Raw genomic sequence first — 17,193 nt, 5'->3', positions numbered from 1 at the left:
GAACGGCATGCGTCCGTTCTACGAGCAGCAGTTCTACAACAACCGCCCGAAGGCAAAGGGCGGAGAGGATTACCTGGCGGACTTCGTCAACGACTTCACCTCGTGGCACGACGCCTGCCTGCGGGAGGCGGCCACGGTCATGCCCGGGGGAGATTACATGACCGCCTGCAGCGCCCTCGACCGGCGCGAGTTCCGGCGGATCGTGCGGGCGGGCGTGGGCGGCTACCTGCGCAAGAACGGCGAATGGCCCGATTTCTTTCGCCCGCGCAGTTTCGGCGCCATGAACATCCTGCACTCGATCCTGATGCCTCTCGAGACTGGCCGGATCCCGGCGGACAAGCTCAAGGCGGGCAGCTACATCCCCGCGAAATACCGCAACCGCTGCCGCCCCGCCGAGGTGTTCCGGCAGTGGGGGCCGGGCGAGCGGCTCAGCTTCGCCGGGCTGCCCGGGGGCAAGTATTACCTGAAGTCGAACCACGCCTCGGCGCAGGTGATGAAGATCCAGCTGCCCTGCGATACGGCCACGCTGGAGGCGGCGCAGGCGGCGGTGGACGGCTGGCTGGCCACGGATTACGGGCGGCATTCCTCGCAATGGTGGTACGGCTTCATCGAGCGCCGCGCCTTTCTCGAGGAGGACCTGAATTCGGGCACCGAAGAGCCGCTGACAGATTTCCGGTTCCACATCATCAACGGCCGGATGTCGGTCCTGCAGATGGACGTGGGGCTGGGCACCGAGGACCGGCATAATCCGGTCTACGACAGCAATCTCAACTACATGCCGCACGATTTCCTGCGCAAGAACCTGCGCGAGGAGCCGCTGCCGCAGAATACCGAGCTGGCGCGCGACATCGCGGTGGAGATCGGCCGCCAGTTCCAGTATTGCCGCGTGGATCTCTATCTGCGGGGGGACGAGGTGTTCCTCGGCGAGCTGACATTCCTGCCCAACGCCGGTCGGCGGCATGTGCGGTCTCCCGAGCTCGACGAGATGCTCTGCGCGGACTGGTCGCCGATGCCGCGCTTCGTGCGACTGGAGGAGGTGGCGGCCCGTCAGGCCGCCTGATCGCCGCGGCGGTCACGGAACCTAAATCTCAGCCGGTCAAGGTGGCGCCATGCGGATAACCTCCATCACTCCCATGAAGGACGAGGCGCCGTTCCTTCTGGAATGGGTCGCCTATCACCGGTTGATCGGTCTGAACGACATCCATGTCTTCTCGAACGATTGCAGCGACGGCACCGACCTGATGCTGGAGCGGCTCGACGATCTCGGGTTGCTGCGGCACTACTCGAACCCGTCGATGATCATGGACGCGCAGAACCATCATCAGCAGATGCTGCGCTATGTGAACACATGGCCGCGCCTGCGCCGGTCGGACTGGGTCGTGAACATGGACGTCGATGAATACATCTGCGTCAACGCGGGGCGGGGCCGGATCACCGATCTGTTCGACGCGGTTCCGGCCGCCAACATGATCGTCATGTCGCAGCACAATTTCGGCTGCGGCGGGATCGAGACCTACGAGGACAAGCTGCTCACGGAGCAGTTCCGCTGGTCCTGGAGCCTCGACGCCGCCTATCACCGCAAGCTGAACCGGCGCGGGACGAAGACGCTGACCCATGCCTCCGCGGAAGCGCTGCAGTGGCGCAATCATTCCCCGGTCTTCGAGGCCGGGAAGACGGACCGCGTGCGCCCGGTGAACGGAAGCGGGGAAGACCTGACAGGTCTCGACCTGACCGAGGACGTGAAGAGCCTGCTTGCCCCCGACTACGGCTTCGGTCTCGTTCAGCTCAATCACTATGTCCTGAAGTCGGTGGACGCCTTTTTCCTGAAGGTCGCGCGCGGCAATGCCAACCATCCCGACAAGGACTACGCGATGGGGTACTGGCGGCGCTACGATCACAACCACCATCACGACGAGAACATCGCGCGGTGGCAGGACGACGTGCGCGCCTTCCGGGACGAGCTGATCGCCGACGCGGAGCTCGGTCCGCTCCACCATGCGGCTGTGGCCCGAGCACATGAGACGATCGCGGCGGTCAAGGCGACGGAGGCGGGAGTGGCCCTGTCAAACCACCTGCGCCGCTACCGCAGCCGCAACCCCGTGGGCGGCGATCGGGCGGACGACGGCGAGGGTCCTGCCCGTCAGGCGGTCTGAGGGACTGCCTTCTCATTCATCTGGCCGGGGATACCCCGCCGGAGGCGTATCCTCCTGATCTCAGACGTTCTCACTGGTGCTCTGAGACCAGCCGTATCCGGGGCTGAGAGACTGGGTCTCCGTCCTGCCACCGAGCGCATCCGCGTCGGGTGGCCGGTCTCCGGCGGGCGATGGCCAGCCGGTCTCCTGCCCGGGATGAAGGACCCCATGCCTGCGTGTCACGGGACCGCCCACCGGGCCCGGCAGCGCGCCGGTCCGAGCGGAAGCCGCGCTCCCGCGTGCAGGCTCCGGGCTGCCCCGATCAAACGAGGCCGCTCCTATGCGCCCGTTGAACCTTGGACTGCGAGTATCCAGGGCTGATCGTGGCGAAGTGGGTGGAGGGCAAAGGGCGGTGATGGCCGCTACGCGGGCGAAGTCGGGAACGGAAACGCTTCCGCTTTCGGCCCGAAGCTGTGATCGCTCAAGAAAGCGCCTGCTCTTTGCCAATGCGTCGGCACAAGCTCTTGGGTTCGTTCGAGGTCCTCAGTCCTTCCATCGCCCTGTTCGGCGTCGGCACGGGCGGAAATTAAGGCCCGGTCATTGCGGGCCGGGGGGCCATAACCTACACTCTTTTGCAGGCTTCCGAGATCTAAGTGTGGACGAACGCAGCGTCATTTCCGATCTTCAGCGCCGCCTCGCTCTCGCGGGGGCGGCCCTGTCCGACAGGGCGGAGGTCGAGGACGCCTTTCGTGAAGCGAGGGACCTGCGCCGCGCCGCGATCGAGCGGCTGAACGATGGCGATGAAAGACACCGGCTTCTTCTCCTGAGCGGCGCGCAGGCCGTCTGGGAGACCGACGCGGCCGGCGTGGTCGTGGCCGACAGTCCCAGCTGGCGCGCCTATACCGGCCAGACCCTCGATAAGTGGCTCGGTTATGGATGGCTGGAAGCGGTCCATCCCGAAGACCGCGCCTTCGCGGAGCGGCAATGGCGACAGGCGGTCGCCGGGCGCAAGCTCGTGGACGCCGAGTTCCGGCTTCGCTCCCCCAACGGCGACTGGCGCTGGACCAACGTGCGGGCCGTGCCCGTACTCGATGATCGGGGCAACATCACGAAGTGGTCCGGTCTGAACGTCGACATCGAGGCCCAGAAGCGTCTCGAGGCGGTGCTGCAAGACGTCGAGGCGCGGCAGGCCTTCGCCCTCGAGCTCGCCGACCGTCTGCGGTCCGCGGGCGATCAGCGGGCCGCCGCCACGGTTGCGGTTGAGCTCCTCTCGAGGCAGCTCGATCCGGACCGATGCTTCATCGCCAGCTTCAACGGTCCTGATGATCCCGTCTCCATCGAGGCCGAATGTAGTCGCGATGGGCTGGACCCCCTGCCGGACAGGCTTCGGCCCACGGACTTCCCGGAGGGTCTTCGGAACGCGGCCGAGGGTCTCCTCGTCGTCGACGATATCCGGAACCATGCCGGCCTGTCGGACCTCGATCGCCGTGCGCTCGACGGGATCGCGCTGGCCTCCTTCATCGTCGCGCCGCTGCACCGGGGCGAAGACGGCATGAGCCGGGCCCTCGTGGCTGGATCGGCCAGGCCGCGGCAATGGAGTCGGGGCGAAACCACCCTTCTGACAGAGGCAGCCGAGCGCACCTGGTCCGCCATGGAACGCGCCCGGATCGACGAGGCCTTGCGCGAACGCGAGGAGCACCAGCGCTTCCTCCTGCGGTTCTCGGACGCGCTGCGCGCCGAGCCGGACGCGGATGCCATCGCGCATCGGGCGATCGGCATGCTCGCCGAGCACATGCGCCTCGACCGCTGTTACGTCGGCATATACCGTCTGGCGGAGGACAAGGGCGTCTTCCCGCATCAGGTCGGCAACGACCGTATTTCGCCCATGCCCGCGGAAGTCCGCCTGTCGAATTTCCCCGAAGCCATGCGGGTGGCCTTCGAACGGACGCTCGTCATCGAGGACGTCGCGGTCATGGCGGACCTCTCGGAAACCGACAGGCGCAGCTTCGAAACGCTCGGCCTGCGGTCGCTGGTGGCCTCGACCTTGCGCAAGGGCATGAATCGACCGCTATGGGCGATCGTGGCGGCATCGGCCGATCCTCGGCGCTGGACGCGCGGAGAAATCGCGCTCATCGAGGAGGCCACCGAACGAACATGGTCCGCGATGGAACGCGCCCGGAGCGACGCGGCGCTGCGCGAGAGCGAGGAGCTTCGCAGCATCGCGCTCGAAAGCGGCGGGATGGGGGCCTGGAGATGGGACACCCGGGACCGATCGGTCCGGGCGGACGAGGTCGTCCAGAGCCTGTGGGGCGTCTCGGCGCAAGAGCAGCCCCATCGGGTCTCGGTCTACGCCGATCTGATGCGTCCCGAAGGCGCGGCCTGGCTCGACCGCGTGATGGCGCAGAACATCGAGCCCGGCGAAAATTTCGAGGATCAGGTGCAGGTGGCCAGCGGCCCGACCGCAGGCCGCTGGGTCGCGTTGCGCGGCCGGGCCGAGCGCGAGCGCCCCTGGATCATCAACGGGGTCAGTTTCGACATCACCGAGCAGGTGCTGGCGGAGCAGAGGCTTCGCGAGAGCGAGGCGCATTTCCGCCTGATCGCGGACGCCAACCTGATCGGCATCGGCTTCGGCGGCGCGAGCGGAGAGGTCACCTACATCAACGACGAGATGCTCCGCATGATGGGCCGGACGCGGGCGGAGTTCGAGGCGGGCGAGATCAACTGGGCGGAGTGCATCGCGCCGGAGGACAGACAACAGGTCGCGGAGACGCTCGCGATCCTCGAGCGAGACGGCGTCGTGGCCGGCTTCGAGCGGAGCTTCCTCAAGCCCGACGGCGAACGGACCCGTTTCGTCGGCGCCTCGGCTTTGACGACGACGGGCGACGGCATGCATGTGAGCCTCGCTCTCGACATGACCGAACGTGTACGGGCCGAGGAACGGCAGACCATGCTGATGGCCGAGCTCGACCATCGCGTGAAGAACATCCTTGCCGTGGTCCAGTCGATCGCTCGTCAGAGCCTCGGCCGCGGCAAGGGCGTTGGTCCGGAGGCGACGGAGATGCTCATCGGCCGTCTGAACGCGCTGGCGCAGTCCCATGCCCTTCTCGCGGAGAGCCGGTGGGAGGGCGCGCGTCTCGCCGACATCGTGGAGAGCGCCGTCGCTGCCTATCGCGGCGACAGCGGCGAGCGCATCGTTGCGGAAGGGCCGGACCTGAAGGTCACGCCGAAGGCCGCCCAGACCCTTAACCTCGCGGTCCACGAACTCGTGACGAACGCGGCGAAGTACGGCGCCCTGTCGCGCGACGGCGGCCACGTGACGATCCGCTGGCGCCTTGCGGGCGACCGGAGCGAGCGCAGGCTCGTCGTGACCTGGGCGGAACACGGCGGCCCGCCCATCGAGGAGCCGCCGGCTCGGAAGGGGTTCGGCTCGAAGCTCATCGAGCAGGTGCTCAAGTTCGAACTCCATGGGGAAGTCTCGCTCGACTACGCGCGCGAGGGGCTCCGCGCCACCATCGACCTGCCGATCGAAAAGCTGAGGGTTCAGGACGGCAAGCGGGCATCCGGCGTCCGGAAGGAGAGGACGACCACCTCCGGCTACACTGAGGACCTGAAGGGCAAGCGCGTCCTCCTGATCGAGATGAGCACCTCGTCGGTGAGGAAACGGCGCTGGCGCTCAACGACGCCGGGTGCTTCGTGGAGGGTCCCATCGGCAGCCTCCCCGAGGCGCTCCGGGTCGCCGCGGCGGAGGATTTCGACGCCGCCGTGGTCGACATCAATCTCGGCGACGAGTTCGCCTGGCCCGCCGCCCGCGTCCTGAAGGCCCGCGGCATCCCCTTCATCTTCGCGACCGGCTATGCCGCGTCGCTGGAAGCGCCCGCCGACCTCAGCGACGCGCCACGGGTGGAGAAGCCGTTCGATCCGAAGAGGCTGCTGTCGGCGCTTTCAAGCGCCTGAGGCGACCGTGCTTTGCTGTGATTTGCGCCGGTGATCGGTGCCCGCTTTCCGCCTTCCTTTACCACTCATGACATTCTGTACGCGTCGACCCTCATATGGAACTTTTCTTGGGTGCCTGATGTTGTTGTTCTTTAGCGGGCAACTTCCCGGGCATGATGGCTTCCATCACCTGCTTCCGCGGAACGATGTTTTGCGCCTCGGGTGACGCAGGAGTGCATTTCCACTATGCTCACGACCATGCGAGACTGGATGCCCCAATCTTCGCGTGCGTCGGGCGAAATGGCCGATCTCATGCACGAGACGGACTGGCTCGCTACGCCGCTCGGTCCCCGCGAGGCCTGGCCGCCAGTACTCGTCATGGCGACGCAACTGATGCTGGCGACGCCGAACCCGGCATTCGTGCTCTTCGGGACGCAGGACGCCGTCCTCTACAACGAAGGTTATCGGTTCTTCTTGGGTGACAGGCATCCTGCCGCGCTCGGCCAGCCTCTCCGAAACGTCTGGCCCGAACTCATGGATCGCCTCGAGCCACGACTTCTAGCGATCCGGGAAGGCGAGCCACAGATCTTCGAGGAACAGGAGTTCCACATTGGTCCCGAAGATGCGGGACGGTGGTTCATAGGTCACTGGGTGCCGCTCCGAGACGAAACCGGGGAGGTGGTGGGCATCTTCGGAGAAGCCCAGGAGACGACAGGTCGCGTGGAGGCCGAGCGAGCCCGCGCCTGCGCGGAAGCGGCCCTTCGGGAGCGGGAAGGACGGCTTTCGTTTCTCTTCGACCTGACGGAGGCCCTACGGCCCCTCCATGATCCGGTCGAGATCGAGTTCGAGGCGTGCCGGCGGCTGGCCGAGTGGCTGGACGTGGACCGGGCCTACTACGTGGAGATCGATGAGAAGGCAGGCCTCGCCCGCGTGAATCGGGATTTTGCTCGCGGAGACTCACAATCCATCGTCGGGTGTCACCAGCTTGCTGACTTCACATGGTCGCTCGAACTCCTGCGAACCGGCGATCCCACCGCAATCATGGACGTCAGGACGTCGCCGCTGGTACCGCCGGGTGATCTTCACACCTGCGAAGCGCTCCAGATCATCGCCTGCGTCGGCACCCCGCTCATCAAGAGGGGCGTCGTGGTCGGATCGCTCAACGTCACGCATCCCGAGCCGAGGGCATGGACTGAACAGGAGACATTGGCGCTCCAGCAGGTGAGCGAGCTGATCTGGGCCACGACCGAAAGGGCACGAGCCGAGACTGCGACCCGCGCCAGCGAAGAGAAGTACCGCCGCCTATTCGAGACCATGGACGAAGGTCACCTGCTCGCGGAGGTCATCCGCGACGACCGCGGGAATGTCGTGGACATGTTGTACACCGAAGCGAACCCCGCGGCCCGCGCGATGGTGAAGGCCAATTTCACCGGCCGCCGCCTGAGCGACGTCGGGGACGGCTTCGAGCCGCACTGGTGGGAGATGCCAGCAATGGCGCTGGACACCGGCGAGCCGCAGCGCGCCGAGCTATACGCCGAACCGCTCGGACAATGGTTCAACGTCGGCGTCACGAAGGCTGGATCAGACCGCGTGTCGATCCTGTTTCGCGACATCACCGCGCGAAAGGAGCATGAGGCGGAGCGGGAGCTTCTACTCGGCGAGCTGAACCACAGGGTCAAGAACATGCTGGCCGTGGTAATGTCCATCTCGTCCCAAACCATGCGGACCGCGCCCGACATGGGCGCATTCGCAAGCGCGTTCACGAACCGCGTGCAGTCCCTCGCACGCGCGCATGCACTCCTGTCCACGCGTCACTGGAAGGATGCCGATCTGAGCGAGGTCGTAAATGACGCACTTTCACCCTTTGCTGGACCCACCCTCGAGCGGGTCACGGCGGATGGACCCGGGGTCCGACTGAAGCCGAACACGGTCCTCACGCTCTCGCTCGCGCTTCATGAGCTCGGCACGAACGCCGCGAAGTACGGCGCCCTATCGGTCGCAAAAGGACGCGTGCGGGTTTGCTGGAGTCTCGACGAGACTGGCCGCATCGGCCTTGACTGGACCGAGAGCGGCGGGCCGACGGTTCGGCAACCGAGGCGCAAGGGCTTCGGCAGCAGGCTCCTCACGAAAGGCGTTGCGCGCGAGCTTGATGGCGAAGTCACCCTCGACTACCGCCCCGAGGGCCTTGCCTGTCGCATCGAATTCGCGCCGGGAGTGCAGTCATGACGAACGTCCTGTCCGTGCTTGTCATCGAGGATGAGGCCCTGATTGCGATGGAGCTCGAATGCCTGCTCGAGGATCTGGGCCACAACGTCCGAGGCGTCGCCGGCTCGGTGAACAGTGCGGTGCGACTTGTGCAGGCCTGCGACGGAGAGGTCGATGCCGCTCTTCTCGATGCGAACCTCGGAGGAGACTCCGCCATTCCTGTCGCTGAAGCCCTCGTCGAAGCCGGGACGCCTTTCGTCATCACCTCTGGATACGAGCAGCACGAACTTTTTGGGCGTGGCTTCGACGCACCGGTCGTCCGCAAACCCTATCGCGAAGCCGACATTGCCGATGCTCTGACCCAGATCGCTCGGCGTAGGGCAGAGGGTGACCAGGGTCAGGACGATTGATGTGCATGAGGCCGCCCGGTCTGCTTGATTCAAGCTCCCGAACTGACGGGGGTGATGATGAGCAATCCTTTCTGGCTGACCGTCGCTCAGATGGAGCGGCTGAAGCCGTTCTACTTCAAGAGCCACGGCAAGCCGCAGGTCGATGACTGGCGCGTGCTGAGCGACCAGCCAGTGGATTTTCGCACATGGTTACAAACCGCATCAACAGTTGTGATTGCCAGCGGCGCTGAATAGCGGCTGTATCTGTCAGTTGGCGCGGAGCCCGGTCCCGACGATCATGCACTGCACGGCCCCGTCCTCGCCCTTTCCGTGCGTGATGCCGGGACATCACGGAAGAATAGCCCGCGCGGCCCTTGAATCCGTTGTCACTAAGTGACAGATAGTCTGCGTGTCACTTAGTGACTGTTGGACGGGAGCCGAACCCGCCATGGAACTGAAGAAACAGAACCCAATGGCATCACCTCGAGGGAACGGAGGCCTCCAAGTGACCGACGACGCGAGATTGGAAATCGCTCGGCTAGAAGTCTCCCGGCACGCAGCGAGACTGTTCTGGGAGAAGGGCTTCGATGCGACGAGCGGAAACGACATCGCCGCCGCGGCCGGCATCTCGACGCGAACGGTCTGGCGATATTTCCGGTCCAAGGAAGCCTGCGTCGAGCCTGTGCTGAAGGTCAGTGAACTGCGTTTCGCTGTGCTGCTCGGGGAATGGCCGAAGACCGAAAGCATCGAGCAATATCTGGCCCGGTCCGTGACGGCTTTCGTCTCGGACGAAGCCTTCATCCGCGACAGCATCGCCGCCGTCCGGATCCTTGCGATCCTGCATCGCGAGCCGGCGCTGCGCTCGGCCTGGCTCATGGCGTGTCATGCAGCCGAGATGGAGCTTCGCGGTGTCATTGCCGACCGTGCGGCGCAGAGTGCGGAGGATTTCGAGGTCAGGCTCTGCGCAGCATCCATCACGGCCGCGATGCGTCTGGTGGACGAGGAGATCAGCGCGGCCGTGATCAACGACGGGGTGCAGGTGAGTTCGGAAGAAGCGACCGCCCGCATCATCTCCGCGATCCGAGGCGCCGCGACGCTGCCGATCTGCGATGCCGTCACCTGACAATAATCCCAAAGCTGGCCAACGCCGATTGGCGCGCCTCCCAGAAGAAAACGGACACGCAATCATGACGGCCAGATCAGCCGGAACCTCCGGATACGGGCCCACACGGGCAGGGCGTCGAAAGACGTCTGCAGGGGAGGAAGGGCCCACGATGGCGTGGCAATGCCTGAAAGGCGCTGCCGCGGCGCTGCTGATCTCAATCGCCCCGGCCGTTGCACAGGAGACCCCGCCGATGACCTACCCCGAAACCCCTCAAGGCGATGTCGCGGAGATGCATTTCGGCATCATGGTCGCCGACCCGTTCCGCTGGCTGGAAAACGACCCGCGGCAGGATGCCGAAGTTGCGGACTGGATCGAGGCACAGAACGCAGTTTCCGCTCCGTACCTGCAAGACCTTGCGGGCCGGGATGCCTTCCATCGCCGGCTGACCGCCATGTTCGATCACGAAACGCTCTTGCCGCCAGTCGAGCGCGGCGGCCTCTACTTCTTCAACCGCAACGGCGGGCTCGACAACCAGTCGCAGCTTATGGTGCGGGAAGGCGCCGATGGCCCGAGCCGCGTGCTGATCGACCCGAATACCTGGTCCGACGACGGTACCGTGGCCCTCGCGGAATGGGCCGCCTCCGCTGACGGTGCATTCGTCGCCTTCGCCATGCAGGACGGCGGATCGGATTGGCGGACCATTCGAGTGATGAACACGTCGACAGGGGAGATGCTGGAAGACGAGGTCGAGTGGGCGCGCTTCACCGCCATCGACTGGCATCCCGACGGGTCGGGATTCTACTACTCCCGGTTCCCCGAGCCGGAGGCGGATTTCAACGCAAGCGTCGAAAACCATGCCGTCCATTTTCATCGGATCGGAACCTCGCAATCGGAAGACCTGCTCGTTCACGCGCCAACACCCGGGCGACCGCTGCTGCACACAGCCGTCGTGACGCCGGACGGCCGGTATCTGATGGTCTACACGACCGCACTGACCGGGGGCGTCGCGGTGACGGTGACGGACCTTGAAGCCGAGGACGCAGCGCCGAGAACCATCGTCGATAGCTACGATGACATGTGGCTGCTTCTGGGAAGCATCGGCACCGAAATGTTCTTCGCCACACAGAATGGCGCGCCTCGGGGTCGGGTCGTGAAGATCGACCTTTCGGATGAGCAGCCCGAGTTTTCAGATGTCATTCCCGAGCGCTCGGATGCCGTATTGTGGCAAGGGGGCTCCGCGCTCGTCGGCGATCGCCTGCTCTTGTCTTACACGGTCGATGTCCAGTCGCAGGTCGAACTTTATCGGCTGGATGGAACGCTCGACGGTACAGTTCCGCTCCCGGGGCCCGGCACGATGGGTGCCGTGAAGGGCCGACCCGGCGATAACGAAGCCTTTTTCGCCTTTACCAGCTATGACGCGCCGATGACCATTCTGCGCCTCGACGTCGCGGCGAAGGAGACGACGGTCTGGGCCGAGCCCGAAATCGCCATCGATCTCGATATGATCCGTGTCGAGCCGCATTTCTACACCTCGGAAGACGGCACGCGGGTTCCGTTGTTCGTCGTCCGGCGCAATGACATCGAGGGTCCGGCGCCGACGATGCTGCACGCCTATGGGGGATTCGGGATCAGCATGGTGCCGCATTTCTCGCCCGCCGCCATGGCCTGGGTCGCCGAGGGCGGCGTCTATGGCCTGGCGAACATTCGGGGCGGCGGCGAATACGGCCAAGCCTGGCATCATGCCGGTCGGCGCGCCAACAAGCAGAACGTGTTCGACGACTTCATCGCCGCCGGTGAATACCTGATCGACAGCGGCATCACGCCATCCGACGGGCTTGCGATCCATGGCGAGTCCAACGGCGGATTGCTGGTTGGCGCGGTCGTCAATCAACGTCCGGATCTGTTCGCGGCAGCCTTGCCGGGGATCGGCGTGCTCGACATGCTGCGCTTCGACCGCTTTACAAGCGGAGCCACGTGGGTCGAGGAGTTCGGCAGCCCGTCCGTCGAAGAGGAGTTCCAGACCCTTCTTTCGTATTCGCCCCTGCACACGATCCGTGAGGGCGTGCGCTATCCGGCCATTCTCGTGACCACGGCCGATACGGACAACCGGGTCGTTCCGGCCCATTCGTTCAAGTATGCAGCCGCCTTGCAGGCGGCCGACATCGGCGACCGGCCGCATCTGCTGCGTGTGGAAACCCGTGCCGGGCACGGGGCGGGCAAGCCGACCGCGATGGTCATCGACGAGTTCGCCGACATGTGGGCGTTTGCAGCCCATTGGACCGGCTTGGAGGTGACGGAAGCCGATTGAGACCGTCAGAGCGGAAGGGTGTCACTGGCGCGGGCCGGGCACCCTTTCGATCGGTCGATCAATCGAACTGCCCGGAAAGACGATCAGTATGATTACGAAGACAGGGGTGAGCCGGATATGGAAAAAGCGAAAGAGACGATGCAGCTGAATGGGGTCAGGCTCGACGAGCGAGTTGTTCCGGTGCCGACATCCATCAGCCATTCTGCGCAGTTGAAGCTGCATGGAGCCGTGGGTGGAGATAGCGTCCCGCACAGCGCCTCCTACGCGATGCCCGGTCCGGAAGACCACCATGCCTGGCGCCGCCTCAGGGCCGCGACCGACGCGCATTATGCATCCAGGCTGAAGGCAACCCGGTCCGAAGTCACCGCACAGACGACGACAGAGCAGATCGGGACTGCGACGGTTCATGTGGCAAGCCCCGCCGACCTGCGAAACAGCGAAATCGTCTATATCGATCTGCATGGTGGGGCGTTCGTCTTCGGGGGTGGGGACGCATGCCGCGACAGCGCGCGCGGTGTCGCCGACCTGCACGGGGTGCGGTGCTACGGCATCGACTATCGTATGCCCCCCGATCACCCCTTTCCGGCAGCGCTCGACGATTGCCTGAGTGTCTATCGGTACGCCGTTCAGAAATACGGTGCCGACCACGTCATCATCGGCGGCCGGTCTGCTGGTGGCAACCTGGCCCTCGCAACCGTGTTGCGCGCGCATGACGAAGGCCTGGCGCTGCCCGCCTGCCTGATCCTGCTCTCGCCCGAAGTCGACCTCACGGAATCGGGCGACAGTTTTTCTGCAAACAGGACGCTGGATGTGAACCTGCCGAACCCGCTGATGTCCGCGAACCGGCTTTATGCGAATGGCGCGGATCTTGCGCATCCGTACCTGTCGCCTCTGTTCGGGACCTTCACGACGGCCTTTCCGCCGACCTTCATCCAGAGCGGCACCCGGGACCTGTTCCTGTCGAGCGCCGTTCGGCTGCACCGGAAACTGCGCAAGGCGGCGGTGGTCACGGAATTGCATGTCTTCGAGGCCATGCCACATGGCGGGTTCGGCGGGACGGAAGAGGACGGGGAAATCGCCGAGGAGGTTGCCCGTTTCCTTCGCGCCAATGTGCGCGGCATGCCGGACAGGTCAGCCCGGTGATGCGGCTTTCGAACCGATACGTCAGGAGGAGGGTCGTGAGATCACGCAGAGCCCCGGCTCCCGGCGCGGCAAGATCCCGATCTTGGACAATGACCGATGAGAGGACAGCACAATGACCCAGATCCATCCAGCACATGGTTCCGAGGTTGAAGCACGAGCACGCATCTTGGCGCTTCTCGATCACCATTCCAAGGTGGCCGGGAAATCATTCAGGTCCGAGATGGTGTTCCTCGAGGCGCGTGAAGGCGATCTTTACCTCGGTGGCCTCGCCGCCCGGTTCTCGCTGGATCTGAAATGGGTGTTCGTCGAGCTTTTGGCGGTGGCCGAGGAGGGGCGCGGCAAGGGGATCGGTCGCCAGCTGATGGCGCGCCTCGAGGAAGAAGCACGCGTGCGGGGGATGGACGGGATATGGCTCGACACGTTCTCGTTCCAGGCGCCGGAGTTCTACAGGCGCCAGGGCTACAGCGAATTCGGTCGGATCGACGATTACCCGGAGAACGAGGCCAGGCTGTTTTTTGCCAAGCGCCTCTGAGGTTTGAAGTTCTGTCTTACCAAGCGTGATCGCTTTTCGTGAGACCCGGCTCTTGGGTCTAGTCCCGGCTTATCCCGTCCACGAAATCCGCAATCGAATCCACGACCGAGGCCGCGATCGGGATGTCCGGGTCGGCGTAGGTCGCGAGGTTCGCGCCAGGGTCTTGCGATCCCACGATCTTCAGGACGTGATTGACGTCCGCGAGCAAGGCGAGGGTGGCGTCGGGCGCCGCATCCGCCAGCATCCGTGCGTCCGCCACGCCGACTTGCAGGTCGCGCGTGCCTTGGAGAACGAGCATGGGACGCTCGACCCGGGACGCCAGTTCCGTCGGATCGCGGGACATTGCGTCGATCAGGAAGCCCTGAACCTCCGCGCCGAAGAGGGGCCGCAGGGCGGGACTGATGGTGCTCGCATCGACCCGCTCGCCGCGCCTCAGCGTGGCAAGTGCCGCCTCGGCCTCCTGCAGGAAAGGCGCGTTCGCGGGGTTGGCGCGCAGTTGCTCGGCGATCACCTCGTCCAGGGGACGGCCGATGCTGGCGATCAGGATCAATCCGCAAGCGTCCGCGATGCGCCCGATGGCGGCCAGGGCGACCAGTCCGCCCTCGCTGTGCCCGATGGGGATGACGCAGCGCGTGCCGTCCCTCGCCGGCAGCCTTGCCCGGATTGCGGCCGTCCATGCAAGAAGGTCGTCGCCATAGCCCGCGATTGTCACATCGTTCGGGTCCGAAATCGCGCCTTCGGAGCCGAACATGCCGCGCTTATCGATGCGGACCGAGGGGTAGCCCTGCTCGGCCAGCGCCTCGGTCAGCAGCCTGTAGGGCGCGGCCGTGATGCCGAGGGGCGAATTGCCGTCGCGGTCCGTGGGCCCGGAACCGGGCACGATCAGGAACACCGGCACCTCCGGCTCAAGCGGCCCAGTTGCGTTCGGCAGTGTCAGTGTTCCCGCGAGTGGGCCGATCGGACCGGATGCGGCCATCTCTTCTTCAATCGGCATTCTGTCTCCTATTCCCAGCTTGCCGCCTGTTTGGGCGCTGGCGAGCGACGTCATCGAGAAGGCAAGGGACATCGCAGTCAGGTGGGCGAAGATGACGCGGAGAGGTTGCATGAGGATGACGTTCCATGGAGCCGTTGGGACAGGATTGCGGCGCACCGCGGTCTGACGACGGGTCCGGATCGCTTAGCCATGCGGAGCCGCCAGTTCGACGCCCGGCGCGTGCAGACCCTGGGCCGAGAGCGTGAAGATCTCGAAACCTTCTGCCGTCACGCCGATCGAATGCTCGAATTGCGCTGACAGCGACCTGTCCCGCGTCACGGCGGTCCAGTCGTCGGCGAGCATCTTCACCTCGGGCCGACCGAGGTTGATCATCGGTTCCACGGTAAAGATCATCCCCTCGCGCAGCTCCGGTCCCGTGTTCGGTCTTCCGACATTCAGGATGTTGGGCGCGTCGTGAAAGACCTGCCCGATGCCGTGCCCGCAGAAGTCGCGGACGACGGAACACCGCTCGGATGCCGCGTAACTCTGGATCGCATGCCCGATGTCTCCCAGCCGCGCGCCGGGACGAACCGCCCCGATGCCGCGCATCATCGCCTCGTGCGCGATGCGGACCAGCCGCTCGGCCGCTCTCTTGGGTTTGCCCACGGCGTACATGCGGCTTGAGTCGCCATACCAGCCGTCAAGGACAAGCGTTACATCGACGTTCACGATATCGCCCTCGTGCAGCTTTCGCGCGGTCGGGGCACCGTGGCACACCACGTGATTGACCGACGTGCAGCAGGCGTATGCGTAGCCTTTGTAGCCGAGTGTGGCCGGTCGGGCGCCGTGGGTCGCGGCGAAGTCGAGCACGAATGTGTTGATCTCGGCCAGGGGCGTTCCGTCCCCGACCAGCCCGGCGATCTCGTCCAAACATCGGGCGGTCAGTGCCCCTGCGCGGCGCATGCCCGCGAAGGCGTCGGGGCCATAGATCTTGATGCGTTCCGTCCTCCGGGCGCTCTCGGCGGGCGGAGCGACTGGAAGGTTGATATAGGTGGCCACCCAGTGCGCCCTTCGCTGTTGGGAATTCCTGTTCTGGTACAGCTTTGCTGCATGTTGGATAAGCAAAGCGCGCCGTGCCTGTCTCTCACTTTGACTAACGCTTCAACCGCCACGGCTCGCTGAAACAGAACTTCCTTTTCGGAGGGCCGGCCAGAGATGGAACTCAGGCAGCTCAGATATTTCCTCGGCGTGGTTGCAGCCGGCAGCTTCGGCAAGGCCGCGTCGCGCCTGCACGTCGCCCAGCCTGCCTTGAGCAGACAGATACAGGCATTGGAGCATGACCTGGGGGTGAAGCTCCTTCATCGATCTGCCCGCGGAGTCGAAGCGACGGAGGCCGGCCAGAAACTTCTTGAGCACGCCGAATACGTGCTCAAGGCTGCCGACCATCTCCGGGTCGAGGTCCGGCACCTGGGGAGCGAACCGGCCGGCGAAATGGTGATCGGCATGCCGCCGTCGCTCGCCTACCTTGTTGCACCCGAGCTGATCCGACGGTGCAAGTCGCTTTATCCAAAGGTATCGATCCGGCTCATCGAAGCCTTAAGCGTGTTCCTTGTCGACTGGGTCGAACTCGGCAAGATCGATCTCGCCATCCTCACGGTCGGCTCGGAAGGAGATGCGATCGAGCGCCGCGAACTCGCCATCGAGGAACTGGTCCTTTGCGGCGTACCGGAGTTGCTCCCGGCCAGTATCCAGGATGTCCGCCTCGAAGACCTGCGTGGATATCCCATCGTCATTACCCATGGCTTCCTCACCGTGCTCGAGCCGTGGTTCGCTTCGACCAGGGTAAGGCCAACCTTCGAGATGGAACTCGACAGCATTCCGATCCTTCGAGAACTGATCCGCCGAGGGGAGCACTGCACCATCGTGCCTTACTCGATGGTCCACGACGACGCGATCTCAGGCAAGCTTCGCGTGCTTCCGATCCGCGAACCCGATATAACTCGATCGATCGATCTGGCGCGCAGTACGCGCCGTCCAAAGTCCATCACAATGGAAGCGCTCGGCGAACTCATCGCGGAGGCGGTTTCCGGAATTCCCGTCCGGACGGAAGCCTAGAGGTCGGCTGCCGTGCTGGATTCGACCTCCGTCAACACGCCGCACATGTCCCGGGGGTGCAGGAAGGCGAAGGACCGACAGAGGACATTCCGCGCCGGACCGGACACCACCGCGCACCCGTCGGCCTGAAGCTGACCCAGGGTCGGTTCGAGCTCATCGGCCGAAAGGCTCAAGTGATGCAATCCGCCGTTCGGATGCTTCCGAAGAAACGCGGTGAGCGGGCTGTCGGGGGTAACCGCCCGATTGAAGCCGCCTGCCTGATTGCGGGGTTCCGAGCTAAGACACGTGCATAACGACGTCGTTAGCGACGTGTCTTATCGGAAGGTGCCATGCTGGGCGAGGTTTTGGGTGTCGAACG

13 protein-coding genes and 1 pseudogene are annotated in these 17,193 nt (G+C 64.8%); 12 read left to right on the top strand and 2 right to left on the bottom strand.

Features of this window, described 5'->3' with window-relative positions:
• Positions 1-7 precede the first annotated feature (7 nt).
• From EAT49_RS12375 to EAT49_RS12325, 11 genes and pseudogenes are all read left to right on the top strand, one after another.
• Entirely contained in the window at positions 8-1,060 is a 1,053-nt protein-coding gene (locus tag EAT49_RS12375) for an ATP-grasp fold amidoligase family protein (RefSeq protein WP_123642649.1), read from the top strand.
• Positions 1,061-1,109: 49 nt separating this feature from the next.
• The gene (locus EAT49_RS12370; RefSeq protein WP_123642648.1) at positions 1,110-2,153 is read left to right on the top strand and encodes a glycosyltransferase family 2 protein; all 1,044 of its coding nucleotides are present in this window, start codon (positions 1,110-1,112) and stop codon (positions 2,151-2,153) included.
• Positions 2,154-2,787: 634 nt separating this feature from the next.
• A complete protein-coding gene (locus EAT49_RS12365) occupies positions 2,788-5,949 on the top strand; it encodes a PAS domain-containing protein (RefSeq protein WP_185020741.1) in 3,162 nt (1,053 codons plus the stop codon).
• A complete protein-coding gene (locus EAT49_RS12360) occupies positions 5,895-6,086 on the top strand; it encodes a response regulator (protein ID WP_185020740.1) in 192 nt (63 codons plus the stop codon). Before EAT49_RS12365 ends, EAT49_RS12360 begins: the two co-directional genes overlap by 55 nt.
• Positions 6,087-6,311: 225 nt before the next feature.
• The gene (locus EAT49_RS12355; RefSeq protein WP_123642645.1) at positions 6,312-8,291 is read left to right on the top strand and encodes a PAS domain-containing sensor histidine kinase; all 1,980 of its coding nucleotides are present in this window, start codon (positions 6,312-6,314) and stop codon (positions 8,289-8,291) included.
• The gene (locus EAT49_RS12350; protein WP_123642644.1) at positions 8,288-8,680 is read left to right on the top strand and encodes a response regulator; all 393 of its coding nucleotides are present in this window, start codon (positions 8,288-8,290) and stop codon (positions 8,678-8,680) included. Before EAT49_RS12355 ends, EAT49_RS12350 begins: the two co-directional genes overlap by 4 nt.
• A 57-nt stretch (positions 8,681-8,737) precedes the next feature.
• A pseudogene (locus tag EAT49_RS12345) lies at positions 8,738-8,842 on the top strand (IS5/IS1182 family transposase); the annotation flags it as partial.
• A 322-nt stretch (positions 8,843-9,164) separates the two neighbouring features.
• On the top strand, positions 9,165-9,782 hold the full coding sequence (locus EAT49_RS12340) for a TetR family transcriptional regulator (protein WP_221181460.1): 618 nt from the start codon (positions 9,165-9,167) through the stop codon (positions 9,780-9,782).
• Between the two features lie 232 nt (positions 9,783-10,014).
• Positions 10,015-12,072 (top strand): prolyl oligopeptidase family serine peptidase, encoded by a 2,058-nt coding sequence (locus EAT49_RS12335; protein ID WP_246003840.1) that lies wholly within the window; start codon positions 10,015-10,017, stop codon positions 12,070-12,072.
• Positions 12,073-12,189: 117 nt separating this feature from the next.
• Positions 12,190-13,215, top strand: a complete 1,026-nt coding sequence (locus EAT49_RS12330; protein WP_221181459.1) for an alpha/beta hydrolase — start codon at positions 12,190-12,192, stop codon at positions 13,213-13,215.
• A 112-nt stretch (positions 13,216-13,327) separates the two neighbouring features.
• Positions 13,328-13,747 (top strand): GNAT family N-acetyltransferase, encoded by a 420-nt coding sequence (locus tag EAT49_RS12325; RefSeq protein ID WP_123642642.1) that lies wholly within the window; start codon positions 13,328-13,330, stop codon positions 13,745-13,747.
• Positions 13,748-13,805: 58 nt separating this feature from the next.
• On the opposite strand, the gene EAT49_RS12320 is transcribed toward EAT49_RS12325, so the two are convergent.
• Both EAT49_RS12320 and map read right to left on the bottom strand, forming a co-directional pair.
• The gene (locus EAT49_RS12320) at positions 13,806-14,741 is read right to left on the bottom strand and encodes an alpha/beta hydrolase (protein ID WP_123642897.1); all 936 of its coding nucleotides are present in this window, start codon (positions 14,739-14,741) and stop codon (positions 13,806-13,808) included.
• A gap of 183 nt (positions 14,742-14,924) precedes the next feature.
• On the bottom strand, positions 14,925-15,779 hold the full coding sequence (gene map / locus EAT49_RS12315; protein WP_221181458.1) for a type I methionyl aminopeptidase: 855 nt from the start codon (positions 15,777-15,779) through the stop codon (positions 14,925-14,927).
• A 156-nt stretch (positions 15,780-15,935) separates the two neighbouring features.
• On the opposite strand from map, the gene EAT49_RS12310 reads away from it, so the two are divergent.
• Positions 15,936-16,835, top strand: a complete 900-nt coding sequence (locus tag EAT49_RS12310) for a LysR family transcriptional regulator (protein ID WP_123642641.1) — start codon at positions 15,936-15,938, stop codon at positions 16,833-16,835.
• The last annotated feature ends 358 nt before the right edge of the window (positions 16,836-17,193 follow it).

This window comes from Histidinibacterium lentulum, assembly GCF_003789055.1.
In the GTDB taxonomy this organism is placed as follows: domain Bacteria; phylum Pseudomonadota; class Alphaproteobacteria; order Rhodobacterales; family Rhodobacteraceae; genus Oceanicola; species Oceanicola lentulus.
The sequence above is the reverse complement of the archived record's forward strand: the minus strand, read 5'-3'. Positions and strand labels throughout refer to the sequence as shown.

What these genes read in the sequence shown, in the direction of transcription:
- EAT49_RS12310 (WP_123642641.1), top strand. Translation starts at nt 15,936, where the DNA reads ATGGAACTCAGGCAGCTCAGATATTTCCTCGGCGTGGTTGCAGCCGGC.
- EAT49_RS12370 (WP_123642648.1), top strand. Translation starts at nt 1,110, where the DNA reads ATGCGGATAACCTCCATCACTCCCATGAAGGACGAGGCGCCGTTCCTT.
- EAT49_RS12335 (WP_246003840.1), top strand. Translation starts at nt 10,015, where the DNA reads ATGACCTACCCCGAAACCCCTCAAGGCGATGTCGCGGAGATGCATTTC.
- EAT49_RS12320 (WP_123642897.1), bottom strand. Translation starts at nt 14,741, where the DNA reads ATGCCGATTGAAGAAGAGATGGCCGCATCCGGTCCGATCGGCCCACTC.
- EAT49_RS12375 (WP_123642649.1), top strand. Translation starts at nt 8, where the DNA reads ATGCGTCCGTTCTACGAGCAGCAGTTCTACAACAACCGCCCGAAGGCA.
- EAT49_RS12330 (WP_221181459.1), top strand. Translation starts at nt 12,190, where the DNA reads ATGGAAAAAGCGAAAGAGACGATGCAGCTGAATGGGGTCAGGCTCGAC.
- EAT49_RS12355 (WP_123642645.1), top strand. Translation starts at nt 6,312, where the DNA reads ATGCTCACGACCATGCGAGACTGGATGCCCCAATCTTCGCGTGCGTCG.
- EAT49_RS12350 (WP_123642644.1), top strand. Translation starts at nt 8,288, where the DNA reads ATGACGAACGTCCTGTCCGTGCTTGTCATCGAGGATGAGGCCCTGATT.
- EAT49_RS12325 (WP_123642642.1), top strand. Translation starts at nt 13,328, where the DNA reads ATGACCCAGATCCATCCAGCACATGGTTCCGAGGTTGAAGCACGAGCA.